The sequence below is a fragment of the Marinilabilia sp. genome (genome assembly GCF_016278715.1).
Lineage (GTDB): Bacteria > Bacteroidota > Bacteroidia > Bacteroidales > Marinilabiliaceae > Marinilabilia.
The window spans coordinates 1-19,226 of sequence record NZ_JADQBH010000308.1 but is presented as its reverse complement, the minus strand read 5'-3'; the positions used below and the strand labels follow the sequence as shown (position 1 = coordinate 19,226).

The 19,226-nt window shown below is 38.0% G+C and carries 8 protein-coding genes; 6 read left to right on the top strand and 2 right to left on the bottom strand.

The window, feature by feature from the left end; genetic code table 11:
* The first annotated feature begins 1,010 nt into the window (after positions 1 to 1,010).
* The 3 genes from QZZ43_RS18670 to QZZ43_RS18660 all read left to right on the top strand — a co-directional run bounded on the left by QZZ43_RS18670 (position 1,011) and on the right by QZZ43_RS18660 (position 4,116).
* Positions 1,011 to 1,961, top strand: coding sequence for a tRNA-dihydrouridine synthase (locus QZZ43_RS18670; protein ID WP_291862448.1), 951 nt, complete (start codon positions 1,011 to 1,013; stop codon positions 1,959 to 1,961).
* Between the two features lie 87 nt (positions 1,962 to 2,048).
* Positions 2,049 to 2,699: a hypothetical protein gene (locus tag QZZ43_RS18665; RefSeq protein WP_291862445.1), complete on the top strand. Its 651-nt coding sequence runs from the start codon at positions 2,049 to 2,051 to the stop codon at positions 2,697 to 2,699.
* A gap of 79 nt (positions 2,700 to 2,778) precedes the next feature.
* Complete coding sequence (locus QZZ43_RS18660) at positions 2,779 to 4,116, top strand: sensor histidine kinase KdpD (protein WP_291862443.1); 1,338 nt, start codon at positions 2,779 to 2,781, stop codon at positions 4,114 to 4,116.
* Positions 4,117 to 4,134: 18 nt separating this feature from the next.
* Here QZZ43_RS18660 and QZZ43_RS18655 read toward each other — a convergent pair whose 3' ends face one another.
* The gene (locus QZZ43_RS18655; protein ID WP_291862441.1) at positions 4,135 to 5,640 is read right to left on the bottom strand and encodes an ATP-binding cassette domain-containing protein; all 1,506 of its coding nucleotides are present in this window, start codon (positions 5,638 to 5,640) and stop codon (positions 4,135 to 4,137) included.
* Between the two features lie 567 nt (positions 5,641 to 6,207).
* Here QZZ43_RS18655 and QZZ43_RS18650 point away from each other — a divergent pair.
* The gene (locus QZZ43_RS18650; protein ID WP_291862439.1) at positions 6,208 to 8,601 is read left to right on the top strand and encodes a TonB family protein; all 2,394 of its coding nucleotides are present in this window, start codon (positions 6,208 to 6,210) and stop codon (positions 8,599 to 8,601) included.
* 107 nt (positions 8,602 to 8,708) lie between these two features.
* Here QZZ43_RS18650 and QZZ43_RS18645 read toward each other — a convergent pair whose 3' ends face one another.
* Positions 8,709 to 14,063 carry an FG-GAP-like repeat-containing protein gene (locus QZZ43_RS18645; protein WP_291862436.1) on the bottom strand — a complete coding sequence of 1,785 codons (5,355 nt, stop codon included), beginning with the start codon at positions 14,061 to 14,063 and terminating at the stop codon, positions 8,709 to 8,711.
* A gap of 189 nt (positions 14,064 to 14,252) precedes the next feature.
* Here QZZ43_RS18645 and QZZ43_RS18640 point away from each other — a divergent pair, with 189 nt between their 5' ends.
* On the top strand, positions 14,253 to 18,758 hold the full coding sequence (locus QZZ43_RS18640) for a YCF48-related protein (RefSeq protein ID WP_291862434.1): 4,506 nt from the start codon (positions 14,253 to 14,255) through the stop codon (positions 18,756 to 18,758).
* A gap of 128 nt (positions 18,759 to 18,886) precedes the next feature.
* Positions 18,887 to 19,141 (top strand): hypothetical protein, encoded by a 255-nt coding sequence (locus QZZ43_RS18635; protein ID WP_291862431.1) that lies wholly within the window; start codon positions 18,887 to 18,889, stop codon positions 19,139 to 19,141.
* Positions 19,142 to 19,226: the final 85 nt, after the last annotated feature.

Below are 19,226 nucleotides of genomic sequence, written 5' to 3'. Positions count from 1 at the left end.
TCATATATTTATAGTTATTCGCAACCACAAAATATCGACGCTGAAGGTGTCGCATGCTTAGCTTGGGGGTCGATTCTCATGTAAAAATTAAATCTATAAATAATTGATTCACGTTGGGGTCATGCTGTTACATTTGATAGCAACCGAGCCTGAAGGGCTCATATATTTATAGTTATTCGCAACCACAAAATATCGACGCTGAAGGTGTCGCATCCTTAGCTTGGGGGGCGATTCTCATGTAAAAACTAAATCTATAAATAATTGATTCACGTTGGGGTCATGCTGTTACATTTGATAGCAACCGAGCCTGAAGGGCTCATATATTTATAGTTATTCGCAACCACAAAATATCGACGCTGAAGGTGTCGCATGCTTAGCTTGGGGGTCGATTCTCATGTAAAAATTAAATCTATAAATAATTGATTCACGTTGGGGGCATGCTGTTACATTTGATAGCAACCGAGCCTGAAGGGCTCATATATTTATAGGTATTCGCAAACCACAGAATATCGACGCTGAAGGTGTCGCATCCTTTGGTGATTGTTAGAAATATCATTTTTGAATGAACGAAATATTTCAAATAGGCACCCATATTGGTGATGAGCCCCAAAAATCACATTACTGACCGGAAAAACTTATTGTTTGAGAAAAGATGACTTGCGTTCTTGAAACGAACTTTCCTTTACCCCAAATAATTGGCCCGTGCCTGAATGGGGGCCAATTTTAGATGTTTTGTTTTATTGCCTGGGGTTGTCTAAAAAGTCACCACAGCTTTTGTATTGCGCGGCTCATGGTCTTGGAGATTATTGACTACGAGATTCTTCTCTGCGTTCAGAATGACAAAAAAATACGAAACCCATAACTTTATGGACAACCTCATCGTGAAAGCAACAAGGTTTTAGAAAAAAGTGTTTGTATTTTTACCCTTTCAATTAAAACGGTATCATGCTCATACATGACTACCTTTAGCGTATGTTGATGAATTGTTGTTTTTTTAAGTCAGTGGTTATATGAGTTTTACCCTTTTGTCGTCTCCTTTACAGGGATTTACCGATTTCCGGTTTAGAAATGCAGTAGATAAGTTTTTTGGTGGAATAGATGCTTATTATGCCCCCTATATTAGATTACCGGGGCAGCCGGAGATAAAGAATTCTTATCGAAGGGACCTTTTGCCGGAGAATAATCGCGTGGGCCATTTAATACCTCAGGTGATGACCAATTGTGCTGAGGAGTTTCTTTTTGTGGCCGGATATGTTCAGGAGTTGGGGTATAAGGAACTAAACTGGAATCTGGGGTGTCCGTATTCTATGGTGGCCAAACGCGGTTTGGGCTCTGGTTTGTTAAAACATAAAGAGAAGATTGATGATTTGTTGACAAGAGTTTCGGGTGAATCTGACATCACCATATCTCTAAAAATGAGACTGGGCTATGAGAATAGCCATGAAATATTAGACTTGCTGCCCCTGCTGGAAAAGCACAAAATCAAAAGCATCGTCATTCATCCCCGTTTAGGTAAGCAACTTTATAAAGGGGAGGTAGATTTGGAGCAGTTTCAAAGATGCATTGACCAAACCAGTCATCAAATCTGTTACAATGGGGATATTGATTCTGTGATCAAATTCAGAGAACTGAGGCATCGGTTTCCAACCATTAAATGCTGGGCACTTGGTCGGGGAGTTATCGCCAATCCATTCTTAGCCAAAATGATTCAAATGGACAATGACCACCTGCCGGATGACTGGACAGACCAGTTCAGCCGTTTTCATGATACTCTTTTTCAGTATTATGAGGAGGCCTTGTCGGGTCCCGGGCATATTTTGTTAAAAATGCAAAGTTTCTGGGAATATTTCTCCAGGCTGTTCTCAAATCCCCATAAAGCTTACAAAAACATAAAGAAAGCCAAAAACATTAAGGCTTATTACGAAGCAGTAGGTGTCAATATAGCAGGAGAAAGGATTTGACCATTGGTCATAAAGTTGTATTCCTGATTAGGTAGAAACGGAAAATTTTGACAGTTTCGTAGTATGATTCTATTTTACTAAACACTGATGATACTTAAACAACAAAGGACCGGTTATCAGTCAATTAAGAATGACTTGCAAACCGGTGATCTTATGCTGATGCACGGTATGCATTTTAGCAGTAATTGCATCGAAGCGCTTGAAGGTAGCTGCTGGTCGCATGTCGGAATAGTAGTTCTGGCTGAAGACATTGGTTTGGATGTTGGTTTGGATAATGTTTTATTCTGGGAGTCCGATACCGAAACCCCTGTTATTGATGTTATAAAAGGAATTCCTAAGTCGGGCCCAATGTTGGTTAGGCTTTCTGAACGGCTCAAATATAACTTCACGCATGGAGAGGACAGTAAATGTGCCATCCGTCATCTCTACACCGACAGAGATGCATCGCTTCTGAACCGCTTTAAAGAGCTCATCCCTAAAATACATGATGCTGACTTTCCTGACACGGTTCATGAATTTTTGAATCCAACTTTGGGACGAGTTGTCCATAAAAAGACGAGTTTAGACACGATGTTCTGTAGTGAACTGGCTGCCTATACATATATGAATCTGGGTTTGTTAACAGATATTCACCCGGTAAACAGTTATATGCCAATTGATTTTTCTGATAAATTATCGGTCGGTTTACTTAAAAGAGCTTTTTTGGGAGTTGAAATCAATCTAACCGTAGATATTTGATTAAATGGGTAGTAAACTGAATTCGGAAAGGCTTCAATCTCAATTTGAGAAATACTTAGGAAAAGTCTTTCTAAAGAACATGACACTCGTTTTAGGGGTGGGGGGTATTATTCTTGCTTATTACATTTATTCCGACTGGAGCGTAAGAAATAGTTTCAGGGGAGTTGCCATTCGTGCAGTTCCAATGATTATAATACTCGCATTACTCCTGATACACTATTTGAATAGGCATCAATTCTTTCGGTTGAAAAAAAACCTATACATCTCCATTTATATAGCACTTCAGTTGATGATGTATGGAAAATGCCTGCTTCATTTACACGAAGAGGCTCTTGCCCCAAGTGTAACAGGCGCAATATTGGTAATATTTCTCATTTCGCTGGACATAAAGGAGAATAGGCAATTAACAGCATTTATTTATGCTTTTCCGCTTATCGTTTTTACACTGATGCTTATTTTTATTGGAAAACCTTCAGAAAAGGAACTGTTAATCATTGCAGATATTTATCCCATATCAATTATAGGTTTTATCATAAACAGGGTTCATTACAAACTCCGGTTCAAGCTTTTTAAATCAAATAAATTGTTGCTTAATGAGCAAAAAAAGACAAAAGCGTTGTACACAGATAGTTTGGAGATAAATACCAAGTTGGAGCAACAAGCCATTGAAGCCCGCTTGATAAAAGAAGAAATTGAAGAGAAGAATGAAGAACTTAAGAAATTGAATGCCTCAAAGGATAAATTTCTTGGAATTATTGCCCACGATCTACAAAATCCCATTGGTAATATTTGCGGTCTTTCTGATTTGTTGTTGATTGATGAGAACCTGAATGGCAAGGACAAACAACAATGTATTGAATTAATTAATGAGAGCATCCTACACACCCATCGTTTGTTAGAGAATTTGCTGGATTGGGCCAGAGCACAAAGCAAAGTCATTAGCTTTTCCCCATCTATCCATCATGCAAATGAAATGGTTGAGAATGAGCTTGAGGCCTTGCGGCACCTGGCGAGGAAGAAAAACATTTCAATTGAAAACAATACCCCGGCAGATTTACAAATATTTACCGACCAGAATATGTTTGAAACCATCATTCGAAATCTTGTTTCAAATGCCATTAAGTTTACCCGCGTGAATGGTGAAATCAGGGTTAATGCCCGATTGATTCACAAGGAAAACAAGAGCTTTGCTGAACTATCAGTGGCTGATAATGGCGTTGGGATGGAGCCTGGTAAGTTGTCGAAACTCTTTAAAATATCAGAGAATATTTCCACCTCGGGGACTTCAAATGAAGTGGGCACCGGTTTGGGGTTGCTGCTTTGTAAGGAGTTTATGGACATTCATAACGGAAACATTCATGTTACCAGTAAGCTTGATGAGGGAAGTGTTTTTACGTGTTTGTTTCCGCTCAATTGAAGGTTTGCTTTGGGTGTTCTATTTCTTTATTGTTAATAGTTCAATGTGTGTTTTTTCGTTCTTAAAACACTCCGGCAACTCTTCCCGGTGGTGGGTGACATAAATCATAGCCATTTTACTGTGTCCGGCGATGGCATCAATTAACGCTTTGAAATGTTTTTGTTGTGTATCATCGAATCCCTGGCAGGGTTCATCCAAAATGAGAAGAGCGGGATTCTTTACCAATGCCCGTGCCAATAAACACAGACGCTGAAGCGTGGCTGAAACATCCGAGAACAAGGTATCTGTTTCTTCCCAAATGCCCATGACTTTCATCCATTTCAAAGCGGTTTGTTTCTGTTCGTCATTAACTTTCTGATATAAACCTATCGAATCAAAGAACCCGGATTCAACCACCTGGAGACATGAAAAACTCCCCGGAAAATATTGAAACAATTCGGGCGACATGAATCCAATATTTTTCTTTATATCCCATATACTTTCACCAGTGCCCCGCTGCCGGTCAAAAAGCACAATGTTATTGGCATAAGCCTGTGGATGATCGCCATAAATCAGACTGAGCAATGTGGATTTGCCCGATCCATTGGGGCCCGATAAAGCCCAGTGTTCACCGGGTTTTATTTGCCAATTAATGTCTTCAAGTACTTTGGTATTTCCATATTGCACATGCACACTATCCATTTTTACCAGTATATCGAATGAACCCGAAGACTTTTTATACAACAGTATGTCTAATTCCTGTGGTGTAGGTAAAGACGGCATTCCTGGATTCATATCAATATTTTCAGAATTGAAAGACGACCGGGAAAAAGGTTTCGCTTCCCTGTCTTTCTCCAAAACCAACACATGCGTAATCATTTCAGGAATTTGATGTGGAGATGTCGCCATGATCAGGGTCATTCCTTCTTCGGATATTTTTTTAAACAATTCGTTAAAATGAGCGCGCATCTTCACATCCAGACCAGTAAATGGATTGTCAAGCAAAAGAACAGCAGGATTTTTTAAAAGGGCGGCAGCTATTCTCAAACGCTTTGTTTCTCCGTTAGATAGTTTTATCAGATGTTTATCCTGAAGTGGTTCAAGATTAAACTCTCGGATTACCCGTTCAACATACCATGGTCCGTCAAGTGTCTTTTTCGACGATATATCCCGAAGATACCCATCTACGGTCTGCGATTCATTGGCATAACTGGCATTATACCGTTGTTGATAGAAGAAATCACGGGTATGACTTAAATTCGTAAAATCATGTTTTACATCAACATAGCTAACCAGGTTCCGGTGCGAAAACAAAGGATCAGAAATATTGTGGTTTGTTTTGTACCAATCATAATAGTGATGCAAAACTTCGCCACCAGATACAAAAAAGTCGCCTCTGATGGCTTTCAGCAATGCTGTTTTTCCTGACCCTGAAGAACCTACAACAGCCCAATTCTGCCCCTCTTTAATATGTAAGAAAAGGTTTTTAAAGAGCGTTCTGTTTTTGCTTTTAATGCATGTTTTGTTTATTGTCAAAATTTCCATTAATCTGATATTTGTCTGTTAAGATATAAAAAATGCCATTTCATTTTTTCCTGATTGCACCTTTTCTTTAATCTGTTAAATAATACAATCACTAAATACGGAAAAAAAACGCATAAAATATTGAGGCTTTTTATGAGGATAGGGACATCATCTGAGAAGGATATCTGGGTGATTTCGGGTAGGATTGTGGAAAATAACAGGATAACATCGTGAAGAAGTTGAAAGGAACTAAGCCAATAAATTTGTCATCTTTAAGCCTTATCCAACATAATTATATGCATTAATTAGGAAATTTTGTTAAAAAGTTGTTATAAGTAGTTTTTATTTTCTTCTAAAATATTTTAAAAGATAGCTGTAAGGGAGGCACTTGAGGAGACAAAAAGCAAAATATTTTCAAAGGTTAACTAAGCTTAACATTCTTTTAAAATATTCAAATATTCGTTTGCTCTGTATGTTTCCAGCATCTTTTGTAGTAGCTTTAGGTAAAGGTAACAGGAACTTAATATTAGTTTAACAAACTGATAGACTCTCTTATTTTATTGTTAAACCCTCCTAAAGTACTTTACCATGCGAACCCACAATCTTTTTTCCAAAGCAACAGTATTATTCATTATTTTGTCTGGTTGCATCATGACTTCTGCCATGGCACAGGACAAAAATGCGTCTCCTTATTTCGTGGTATTATCCGATGAGGCTGAGAAAGCCAGCCTGCCACTGAAATCGACTGATGTTGATGTAGAAATTTCCGGGGTTATTGCCGATGTAACGGTCAACCAAACCTACGTCAATACAGGTGAGTCTGTTATTGAAGCCATCTATGTGTTTCCTGCATCTATCAGAGCTGCTGTTTACAAAATGGTGATGAAGGTGGGTGACAGAGTCATTATGGCCAAAATTGAAGAAAAAGATAAAGCCAGAAAACGATACGAGAAGGCTAAGAAGGAGGGGAAGACAGCTTCATTGCTTGAGGAAAAGCGTCCTAATGTTTTTAAAATGAAGGTGGCTAATATTGTGCCCGGAGCCACAGTGGAGGTGAAAATGTCGTACACTGAACTGCTGGTGCCATCCGACAAAATTTATGAATTCGTTTATCCTACCGTGGTTGGTCCCCGATACGTAAGCAAGGGCGAGATGGCTGAAGCCTCAACCGAAACCTGGACCGGAAATCCGTATCTGAAAGAGGGTGAAAAACCAACTTCTATGCTTGATATTGATATAGAGTTGAATACCGGTCTGCCCATTCAGGATATTCGTTGCGAAACCCACAGAAATAAAATAGATTATCAGGCGAAATCATCGGCGTTAATAGCGATGGAAGAACCGGATGGCGGTAATCGTGACTTTGTGATGCAATATCGTCTCGCAGGCAATCAGATCGAAACAGGTGTTTTGCTTTACGATAATCCCGATGGAGAAAAATTCTTTTTGGCTATGATGCAGCCGCCGTCAAGCGTGCAACCTGAGGACATTACTGCCCGCGAATATGTTTTTATTGTTGATGTATCCGGCTCCATGTCCGGTTTTCCGCTGGATATTTCAAAAAAAATGATGAAGAGCTTACTTTCCGGACTGCGGGAAAAAGACCTTTTCAATATTGTTTTCTTTTCCGGCGGTTCCTATATCTACAATGAGGAATCATTGCCTGCCACGGAGCCGAATATTGAGGATGCCATTAAATTTATGGATAACCGGCATGGGGGAGGAGGAACCGAATTGCTCAATGCTCTGAAGAGCGCCATGGGCTTGAATGGACGTGAAAATTTTGCCCGGTCATTCATAATCCTTACCGATGGCTATGTTTCTGTGGAGGATGAGACCTTCGATTATATTCGAAACAACCTGGGGAATGCCAACTTTTTTTCATTTGGCATTGGACGTGGAGTAAACAGGCACCTGATCGAAGGGATGGCTCATGTGGGATATGGGGAAGCCTTTGTGGCAATGAATCAATCGGAAGCTGTAATGCAGGCTGACAAGTTCGAAAAATACATTTCTCAACCTGTATTAATCGGCATTGATTACAACTTTGAGGGTTTTGATGCTTATGATGTTTTGCCCGAAAACATTCCTGACTTGTTTGCCGAAAGACCCATTATTATTTCCGGAAAATATCGTGGGGAACCACATGGCATTTTGAAAGTAACAGGGACATCCGGGAAAAGTGAAATCTCACAAAATCTTGATATAAAGGTCAATGGTCAGGAAAATAAAGCGTTGAAATATCTCTGGGCCAGAGAAAAGATCCGCTTGCTGGGCGATTATGCTTCTTTAGACAGCTACAGCTATGATAATTCCGACAAAAAGGAAGCCCTCAAAGAGGAAATTACTCAACTTGGACTGAAATACAATCTTTTAACAAAATATACCTCATTTGTTGCCGTTGATGACGTTATTTCTAACATTAGCGGAGAGCAAAAGACCAAAATACAGCCCAATCCTTTGCCAACTGGTGTAAGTAATAATTCAATTAATGAATATGAAGAGGAAATAATTCCTATTACCACGCAGGAGGAACTCAAACCACCACCACCACCACAACAACAACCTTCATGGGAATTAAGTAATTTGTTGAATATGGCTGATGATGAATCAGTTGTTGATTTTCTCGATAGTCAGTCCGAAGAAGAAGAAAGTACTGTGTTCTTTATAGTGGAGGATATGCCTGAATTTCCCGGAGGAGATGCAGCCTTGCATGATTTTATTGCGCAGAATATTCAATATCCCGCTGAAGCTAAGAAAAATGGCGTTCAAGGCCGTGTATATGTTTCTTTCGTTATAGATAAAGATGGACGAATTATTAATGTGAAAATTGCTCGAGGCATTTCACTATCCCTTAATTCAGAAGCTGTACGGGTAGTCAAATCCATGCCCCGGTGGAAACCCGGTATGCAAAGAGGGAAAGCAGTGCAGGTTTCGTACACCGTGCCGATTAATTTTGTGCTTCAAAGTGGAAATTTGTAATGACTAATATCGGAAATCTTGTAGAACTTTCCTGTTAGAGATATCAGATTTAAATTAAAGCCCGGTCTGTTTGCATGCCGGGCTTTTTATTATCTGAATTCAGGTTTTTACCACAGAATCTTCTGGTAATACACTTTATTATTTACAAAAAGTTCAATTATAATGAAATTCGAGGCATTAGCAAGATTGTTCAGATCAAGTTTATTTGAAAAAACCTTTTGATTAAATAAAATCCGCCCCTGTATATCATATATTCTTACCATTGAAGGCACAAGTTGATTGGCAAAAGTAATTGTTTTGTTTTTTCTATCTACATTGACTATGAAATCAATTGTTGTATTATTAATACTATTATTCAATTCCTGGCTAAAACTTGCTTCCTCCGAAAATTCAGAGGCGTTCATTGATTTATTAATGGCTTGCACTTTCCAGGTATAGTTGCCTACAGGTAGATCGTTTACAATAAAGAACTTATTTATTCCGCTGTTACCATAATTCTGAATTTGTCGCTTTCCGGAATCCAACGATTCTGCTGAAACAATTGTGTCTCCTGATTCATTCAATATTTGCACATTATAGAAATTTGAGGAATTATTCTCATTAATGTCATTTTCCCATGATAAAATGCTGCCGGATTTTCCATAGGGTTCTCGCTTTAGCTGAATGGGAGGCAATGGTTCTTTCCAAACATTGGTATAGGATGGGTAATAGTTATTTTTGAATATTTCTATTCCTGCATTACCGCCGTATGAATCATCGTTATAAACAATCAATTCGGGGTCCCCATCTCCATCAAGGTCATTAAAGTCTGAATATGAGATATAGAAATGAAAGAGTAAATCAGGCCCCTGGGCACTTAGAAAGTTTTTGTTTAAGTCCGCAAGCATGACCCAATGGCCATATCTGTTTTGAGAGGTATTAAGCCTTTTACCACTAAAAATGGCATCACTCCTGTCATCCCCATTAATGTCAATCACATTCAGATATGGTTCATAATCAAGGGCCACATCACTATATGGGGTTCTCATCTCAAATGATAAACCTTCTTTGTTTTCAAGTACATGAAATTGATAACGATCTTCATCAGAATAGGTATAGGTGAAGATGTCTATCCACCCATCATTATTCCAGTCTGTAAATTCTAAAAATAGTTCTCTGTTATTTGCCCAATGACCATTGAACAGCGTTTTAGTTTGCCATTCTTCCTTCTCCGAGAATGAGATTAGTAAAACTTCCTGATTTTCATCATAGATGTTCCCGGTGGTCATTGGAATATCCTTAAATCCATCCTGATCAAGGTCTATAAGGTACTTTCTGTCTATAAAAGACCCCTTGAAAGAAAAAATGGAATCTGTGCTATTGGTATTGATAATTATTGTTGCTGTTGAATTCCGTCCATCAAGTGAAAAGTTACCATAGTAATCCCAATCTCCATCATTGTCTAAATCATCGATATAAAAATTATTATACCCCCCTATATTAATGGTATCCAGCTGTGTTAATGTAAAGGTCTTGCCATCATTCAAAAAACCATTAATAATGAGACTGTCGTTGGTTTTTGGAATACTTGAAGACAACACGATATCTATGTACCCGTTTTTATCGAAATCCATTAATTTAAAATCTATTTTGGAATAAAATGGAGATGTATACGGGGTCAGATCTAAATATTCCGGAGAAGAAACGGTATCATTGATGCTATAATAAATTTCCAAACGATCATCATTATTGATAATAAAGTCAGATTTCCCATTGTTATCGAAATCAGCCATTTTTGGACTTGAGCTGTTGGATATTAAAATGGGATATTTTTTTGACGGAGTATAAATATAGGGTGGAGTTTTAACGGTAATAGCTTCCGTGTATTCTGATTCCGTTGTACAGTTATAAGCCCGCAGCCGGTAGGAGTAACTTGTATTAGGATCAAGCTCAATGTCAGTGTAGAAGGTGTCTGTTAATTTTCGCAGGTCTATAGTTTCAAAAGCTGTATCTCCCTCTTTTTTTCTTTGAACTTCAAAAAACTCAATATTCTCATCCTCTGTACTCCACGACATGTTAATTTCTGTAGGTGACAGCACATTCACCTGAAAAGCTTCCGGTTTTGAAAGGGCCGGTTGCGCGACTGAAAAGGACTGTTCTTCGGAGAATTGAGAAGTTCTTCCATCTTTATCTACTGTTTGGACAGCCCAATAGTAGGTGCCATTATTCAAACATGTTGTGGTAAAGAAATTGGAATTGCTCCAATAATTTCCTGAAGATGCAAAATCGGATCCATTATCTACGGAAGTGACAGAAGAAATAAGATAATCCCCTGTGGCATCCTTCAAATAAATATTATACTTTAAATTGCTAAGCGTGCTGGTTTGTTCCCAAGAGAAACTGGCCCCGGATCCATTAAGCTCGACTTGGAGATTTGCAGGGATGGGAAGTTTTTCTTTTTCTAAAGCCTGCTCTTCAATAATCTGATTTGAAAATATCCATATCTCTCTGACTTTTTCTGTACGGCTGTGATTTTCGACCAACGGCAGGTATTCATCGATTCCCAAAATAAGATCTACATCCCCGTCACCATCCAAATCATCGCTTCTGATCCATTTTGGTGCCTTTACTTTGTCGAAATCATAATGTTCAATTTCAAAGTCGCCGTTGTGGTTATTTATGTAACTTTCAACTTTTTTATTTTCGGAGTTATATCCAATTAGATCAGTGTAACCATCGTTGTTAAAATCCTTGAGTTGAACCTGACTAAGATTTTTCAGGACATGAGAAATTTTAAAATCTGTATTGTTATTGTTCGTTAGGATGTAACCATCCGACTCTCGCTGCATGTATAAATCAAAGAAACCGTCGTTATTAAAATCACAATCATCCAAACGGGTGACGTCTTTTATTGATGAAAACTGCGATCCATTGGTGATGGTTATTTGTGATTTTGAAATTTCATGGTTTCCATTTTTTAAGTAATTTAATGTCAGATATCTATTAAAATTACGAGCAACCAGGATGTCGTTTAAACCATCTGCATTCCAATCATTTACAACAAAGCAATCAGAGTATGTGTGTGAATTGTACATTAGATCACCACCCTTTCTTTGAACGTCCGACATTTTAACGTATACATTTGCAGTTGCATAATTCCCAAAGTCTCGGTAGATATAATCAAGATTTAAATCATCATTCAGATAACCTGCCCAGGCTAGCAAATGTTTTCTTTCTATTTCCAGCGAGTCCTTAAAAAATAAAATATTTCCATTTTCAGTTAGAGTAGTGATAGTATCGGGAGAGGAGTACACTTCCGGTAAATTGTCTTTATTAAAATCATAGAAAGGCATAGGATAGCTATTATAAACGTGAGGCAGGTATCGTTCTATTTTGGTAGGATTGTCTTTGAAATTAATGCCATCTAAATTTTCATAAACGTAAGAGCCAGTAGCCTCTTCATCGTTGTAATCGTTAAAATTGTAATAAAAATCTTTATCTCCATCACCATTGTAATCCATAATTCGCCAAAGGCGATGAGGTGCAAGATTAATGCGTTCCGAAAGTTTAAAAGGAGAGTAGGGCACACTCGCTTCAATTTCATTGGAAGATGATGAGTAAGTTCCATGATTGGAGGCAGTAACTCGATAGGTATAAATGGAGCTTTCCAGAACGGAATCATCCCGGTATTTCAGCACGGTAGAATCTACAATGTTAATGACTTTATAAGAGTTTGCAGTATTGTCCTTTCGTTCAATGATATATTCGCTGGCATCTTCTATTTCATTCCACGAAAGTATTACCAAATCGTAGCTGATTGAGTCTAATTGTATAGAAGGGGCAGTATTTGGAGCGGGAAGAGCATCTCCAAACATTAATGCGACCTCATTGCTCTCAGCCTGCCCAAACTTTGATTCACCAATCACTTTATAGGAAACAGTTTGTTTTGCCAGGTACGTATTATCAAGAAAATTAACGCTATTGGCAGGAATAGTATCTATAGAAACAAATCCGGCGTCAGTCGGCGTTTTTCTTAGGATAATGAATCTTTCTTCTCCATATTGATTGTTTTCCCATTCCAGCCTGGCTTGATCCGGGTAAAGGACTGTCCCTTCCAGAGTGGTTACAGTCAGGGGCTTAGTATTGTAATTCTCAATGATTTCAATATTATTTGAATAAGGAATGTTCCTTCTGGTCTGGATTAAACCGGATGGCCAGTTGACCTGTATTGAATCTATTGTATTGACAGTTCCTAATCCAAAATGAAAATAGACCGATTCACCCGATTCAACAGCATCATCTACCTTATACTGTTTAATCTGAACGGATTGTCCGGTAAATACTTTTACTTGAAGATTAAAGAATGAGAAATTGGGATTTGACCTGGTTAATTTTAACTGAATTCCCCGATTGGTTTCTGTAATGTTTTCAAAATAGGATAGACTATTAAGTCCAAATATCATATCCAAGTCACCATCCCCATCAATATCTCTCGGAATCAGACTTCCACAACCAAATACAAAATATTTATGAAACACTTCAATAAAACCTTCTGCCTTATTATTTTCATAGTATCGGAGAGTGTTGTCGTAATAGGTTATTAAGTCAGTCCATCCATCATTGTTCCAATCACAAGCCCATCTTTCACCTCTTTGATCTTCAGTATCCTTATATTGAAAACAGCCCGTTTCCTTATTATAGAAATAACAGGATTTTGAACCAGCAAAATCGTATAATCCATCATTATTGAAATCCCTGTAAAGGCCATAAGTTTTAGAATCCTGATTTTCCACACACCACTTATTGAAAATAAGGTCATTTCCTCCATCAAAATATCCAGTAGTATAAATTATATCGGCAACCTTGTCCTCATTAAAATCCTTAATTAAACCGCCAGACATTAATCCTTCAACTTGTATTGTATCTGTTATGAAATTGAGATTGTTTTCTCTATTAAAAAACAAAAATGTCTTTTCCTCTTCATTAAAGGACATACCGGAAAGAAAGAAGTCTGACATCCCATCAAAATCAAAATCACAAGTATAAAAACTACGAATATGGCTGGGAAGTAAATTTCTATTTATTACTACACTTTCTGTGAAATTACATTTCCCGTCATTTTCAAATAGCATTAGGTTTAGATTGGGGGTGGAGCTTTCTGCAAGAGCAATAATATCAATATCCCCATCATTATCCCAATCAAGAAAACAGTTTTTATTTATTTCATCCAGCCTGTAATATTCCAATACGGACATTTTAATTTTTTTAAAACCTTCATCTTCGAATTCGTAACAAGAAACATATCCGTCATCATAAATAAGAACTTCGACCCTTCCGTTTCCATTTAGGTCATGGACGAAAAGTTCATCTCCCCATGAGTCATGGATTTCTTCACTTTTCAAGCGAAACACATCTTCAAATGTGGATTGGGAATAGGAAAGAGAACAAAAAAGAAAGACAATTAAAGCCAGGTTTAAGCGCATTGGATAGAGGATTTTATAATAACTATTTCAAAATAAGATAAAATTTTTGAATAAAAAGGTATTTTTTTACTTTTACTGTAGCCTTTGTCCGGAAAAACTTATTTTTTGATAAAAGATTGCTTCGCTTTGTAATCAATGATGCAATCTCTTTTTTTATCCGGACTCCAATGTTTTATAATAAAAATTACAATGAAACAATTTACCCTGATCACGTTTTTATTTGTATTAATGTGTTTGAGCCTCAAAGGACAAACCCATATTCATCCTTTTGTATCCGTATCTACATTCCATGAAACTGAAAATGGTTATGTGTTTGCCGGTGAAACCCGGGAATACGGATCCGAATTATGGGTGACAGATGGTTCTGCAAAAGGCACCTTTCTTTTATCTGATATTTTTCCGGGACATACAGGCAGTCATCCTGAATATTTTCTTGAATATAAAGGTAAAGTATACTTTTCAGCGAATCATCCCAAGTTTGGAAAAGAATTGTGGGTTACTGATGGAACCAGCGATGGAACCACCCTTTTTATGGATATCCAGAATAATGATGAAGCTTACAAAACGAGTTCAAATGCTTCTCCATTGTTTACATTTCAGGACGGTTTTATTTTTAAGGCAGACCGCCAGGCCAATTCACCATACAAAAATATATGGTATTCAGATGGAACAGAAATAGGTAGCAAGATTCTTGTTTCTGATGAGTATGAACCAGCGAATATTTTTCCTCACAACGATTCAATTTATATTTCGCGGAGTAATGTGTTCAAACAGGCCCACTTTGGTACCAAAACCGAGCATCTTTTTAATAATCAAATGAATTTTTTTCGAACATTTCCGGAAGGAATGTTTTTTGCTACATATACCACTTATCAAAGCGAAATATGGTTGTGGTTTCGCGAATCCAATACCGGGAAATTGACAGAACTAAAGAAATTTACTGCCGGCACTTATAGCAGCCAGGAAATTGATAATGTGACCAAAGTTGGAAATAAGGTCTTTTTTTCTGTAAGATCTGATCCTAATAGTGGGGAGGAAAAGGATGAATTGTGGGTGTGCGATATAAATACTCTGGAAACCAAATTGGTGAAATCTTTTAGTTGGGAAAGGCATTGGTCGGGTTCCTACATCAGTAATTTCAGAGAAGTCAATAAAAAATTGTGTTTTAGTGGACCAAGCACATTCAATCATAACCTTTGGATATCGGATGGTACCGAGGATGGTACTTTCGAGCTGGGTGAGGAAGGAATATTTAATGAAGCAGGCTTGTACACTGACGTGAATAATGAAAATGTCTATTACTTTGCTTCTGGAAATTGGGGCGAAAAGTATGTATACAAAAGTGATGGGACAAAAATTGGTACGACTACTCTATTAAAATCCAGATTTAACGTTGATGAGCATTCTAAGATTTGTGGTCTTATAAATAATTACCTTTTTTTTCTGGCCGAAAAGGACGGAGTGTCCTCTCTGTGGAGCAGTCGACCCGCCGCTGAATTACGTACATCTAAAACCGATATAAATTTTTGGGATGTCAATGTAGATTCAATGGCAGTTAGAAAATTAAGGATATATAATGAGGGGGGTAGTATGCTGGCCTTGTCAGAAGTCGAAGTGGTTGGAGAGGCATTCTACTTGAATGATACTGTACCTGATTTCATTGGCCCCGGTGAAGAAATCAGTTTGAATGTAATTTTTTTCCCGGTTGAAAAAGGCTTACATAAAGGAACTCTCCGAATAAAGTCAAACGATACACATCCATTAATCGAAATAGGGTTAGGCGGGGATGCGATTGGCGATTATAAAAGCGAGTTTTCAGTCAATGCGGACTCAATTCTGAGAAAGATACTTTTGCTTCAATCAGATAACTTTTTTATCGGATTGGATAATGATAAGATTGAGGAAGGAAATGTACCGGGTACTCTAGTCGGGAACTTCGTGGTAAATAATTCATCTGTTACCTATTCAGATTTTCAAATGGTCGCAGGTGATGGAGATACTGATAATGATGAATTCTCAATTGTTGATAATCAGCTTTTTGCCGATGTGAGTTTTGATTTTGAGTCACATACCACAAAGTTGATTCGGATAAAATGCGTCTCGTCTGATAAGGAAGTACATGAACAAAACCTGAAAATAAAAATTACAGATGAGCAGGAAGCAATTGTCACTGGGGATTGTCAAACGTATTTTGAAAAACTAACCTATGGTTTATTTGATGTGGCACTCAATGAGACCAATGGTTTGTTTGCTGTGGGGGAACAAGGTCATCTCATCCGTTCTGTGGATTTTGGACATACCTGGAGTGATGTAGCTCTTGATTATACCGGGAATCTCAGAGAAATAGTATTTTCATCGGAGGACGTCGGATATATCCTGACGGACTATGACTATTTGCTTAAAACAGAAAACGGCGGAGAGCAATGGTTTTTGATAGAATTACCCTCGGTGGATGATTTCCGTTGGTTGGAAAGTTTTTATTTTATTAATGAAAATATAGGGTTTGTGTCCGATAGTGATGGTTATTTGTACAAAACCGTTGATGGTGGTAAAAGCTGGTCGTATAAGAGTCATAATTTTGATGGTTTTAGTTGTTTTTATTTTTTTAATGAAAATAAAGGTATTGCTTTCAGGGGAAATACTTATTACACGACAGGAGACGGAGGAGATACCTGGAATAAAGATACTTCAGCATCATTTGCATCTGGTACAAGAATACGTTCTGTGAGTTTTACAGATGACCAAAATGGATACTTAATTGATCGTGAAGGTCAGATATACCGAACACTTGATCAGGGCAAAACATGGTTCAAATCTTATAAGTTGCCTGAGGATTATGGCCAAAAAATCATATTCAGGAATAAGAATGTCGGATATGCATTTGGTGGTTGGTTTCGTGGAAAACTATTTCAAACCATTGATGGAGGAGAAAGCTGGATTCAGATAAATAGCCTGAATTTTGATGAAACAATCAATGGCATAGCTTTTAATGATGAGGGATCGATTTGCATTGTTGGATCATCAGGTTTTGGTTCAACTCAGGCGGAAGGCCGCACAATTTCAGTTAGTGAAGACGAAGGTGAAAGTTGGGAAAAAACGTGTAATATTGTGCATGATGATTTCTTTGGTAACGTTTTATTTCCAACGGAACAGACGGGGTATGTTACCAGTAGAAATTTACTTTTTAAAACATCCGATGGCGGAATTACCTGGAATGAATTGCCCACTAAAGAAGAATTCGCAGAGATGAATGTGGTGCCTCTCAATATGGACACACTGGTTGCCTATAACAATGAAAAATTAATCCGTTCCTTTGATGGGGGATTGTCCTGGCAAGCATCTGAATCTATTCCTGATGGTTATACCGGGAGCAGGTATTTTAATCAGAATGGCAGTTTCTTTTATGTTATTCAAAATAAAATTGTTTACTCAAATAATTTCGGAGATGACTGGCAGGTTGCAAATACCAATGTGAGTGACTACAAGGTGTCTAGCATTGACTTTAAAAATTCTAAGCTGGGCTATGCTTTTGGTGATGACTGGTTAAAAACAACCGATGGCGGGGAAAACTGGATTCAGACAAACGGACCGGAAGGATACTCGTATCGACGAATATGTTTTGCGAGTGATCAGGTAATTTATGCTGGCGGCATGAATGGTTTACTCAGTAAAACAGAAGACGGGGGACAAACTTGGGAACGGCTACAAACAGGGCATTCAAGAATAATCACCGATATACTTTTTTTTGATGAATCAGAAGGTTATTATACAACCGACGGAGGGGTTTTTTACACCAGTGACGGTGGCGAGAACTGGCTTGATTACGGTAGATATAACGTAAATTCCATATACAGTACGCGGGGTGGCACTCTATATCTGGCATGTGACGATGCGCAGGTGATAAGGTTAAATCGCGGTGACGCACCACTTTTTCCAGGTTATTTTAGTGGTAACAATCATGTTTGTATCAATGAACCTCAGGAATATGCCATCAGCACTTTGGCCGGCACACAAGTTCAATGGATTTTGCCCGAAAATACATTGAACGAGGTGTATGGAAATAAAGTCGTTATTGTTTTTCCTGAATCGGGGGTTTACGAACTGTCAGCAAGCTTGATAAATAACTGCGGTATATCTTCTTCCAAAACAATAACCATTGAAGCCGGTGCTGAAAACCTGTTGACCATTGATGGGAAAATCAATGTGAAAGAAGGGGAGACAGAACTTCCTTATATGTTGGATGAACATAGTCATAGCCGTTATAGTTGGAGCGTTGACCTTGGAAAAGCAGACTTTCAGGATGGGAATTCGATAGAAGTAACATGGGGCACTGCCGGAACCGGACAGGTCAAAGTATTTGAGATTAATACCAGAAATCAATGTCGTTCTTATGCGTCTTTAGGTGTTAATATCGAAAGTAAGACCGGTATTAAAGAAGATTGGGCAGAACAGTTTTCTGTATATCCTAACCCGGTTAGGTCTATTTTGTCGATTAACCTTCCTTCGAAAATTGGAAAAAATTCAAGTCTGGAACTTTCATCTTTGTCCGGAAATGTTCTTTGGCATAAAAAATTGGATGGTTTTGCTGAGACTATAACTTTAAATGTGCATGATTTATCTTCGGGTGTTTATTTATTGAAAATATGCTCCTCCGAACGAATATGTGTTACAAAGAAAATAATCGTCAGTGATTGAAAAAAGTAAGAATTGTATGAAGTACCACATAAAAGAGTTGTTTGTAATCTGTATGTTAAAGGAACTGTAACCACATTTCCCTGGTGGAGATTGTTAAAATGCTAAATGAATGTTAGTCAAGGTTCTGGATGCTTTCTCTTTTGTCTTTCTCCGAGTCTTGTTCGGCCCTTGTTCGACTTTTATGGGACTCTTATAAGGTCGGAGAAGAGTCGGAAAACAGTCGAAGAAGCCCCGAAGCAGGTACGACGAAAGACCGAAGCGGAGTGTTGAAGAGGATGGGAAAGGTGGATAAAATCTATCTGGAAAATACCAATCTGATTTACACCCTGGCCAGTGAAAATGTCAACACAGGCAATGTCAGAGAAACTTTTTTCTTTAATTAGTTGCGTGCAAAACACGATATAATGTAAGCATCCGGTAAACTACGCATAGGAAGCACTCATGCCAATATCTAAGTTTGGGAAAACT

Excerpts from the sequence above, each read along its gene's own strand:
- QZZ43_RS18670 (WP_291862448.1), top strand. The coding sequence starts at position 1,011 with ATGAGTTTTACCCTTTTGTCGTCTCCTTTACAGGGATTTACCGATTTC.
- QZZ43_RS18665 (WP_291862445.1), top strand. The coding sequence starts at position 2,049 with ATGATACTTAAACAACAAAGGACCGGTTATCAGTCAATTAAGAATGAC.
- QZZ43_RS18660 (WP_291862443.1), top strand. The coding sequence starts at position 2,779 with ATGACACTCGTTTTAGGGGTGGGGGGTATTATTCTTGCTTATTACATT.
- QZZ43_RS18655 (WP_291862441.1), bottom strand. The coding sequence starts at position 5,640 with ATGGAAATTTTGACAATAAACAAAACATGCATTAAAAGCAAAAACAGA.
- QZZ43_RS18650 (WP_291862439.1), top strand. The coding sequence starts at position 6,208 with ATGCGAACCCACAATCTTTTTTCCAAAGCAACAGTATTATTCATTATT.
- QZZ43_RS18645 (WP_291862436.1), bottom strand. The coding sequence starts at position 14,063 with ATGCGCTTAAACCTGGCTTTAATTGTCTTTCTTTTTTGTTCTCTTTCC.
- QZZ43_RS18640 (WP_291862434.1), top strand. The coding sequence starts at position 14,253 with ATGAAACAATTTACCCTGATCACGTTTTTATTTGTATTAATGTGTTTG.
- QZZ43_RS18635 (WP_291862431.1), top strand. The coding sequence starts at position 18,887 with ATGCTTTCTCTTTTGTCTTTCTCCGAGTCTTGTTCGGCCCTTGTTCGA.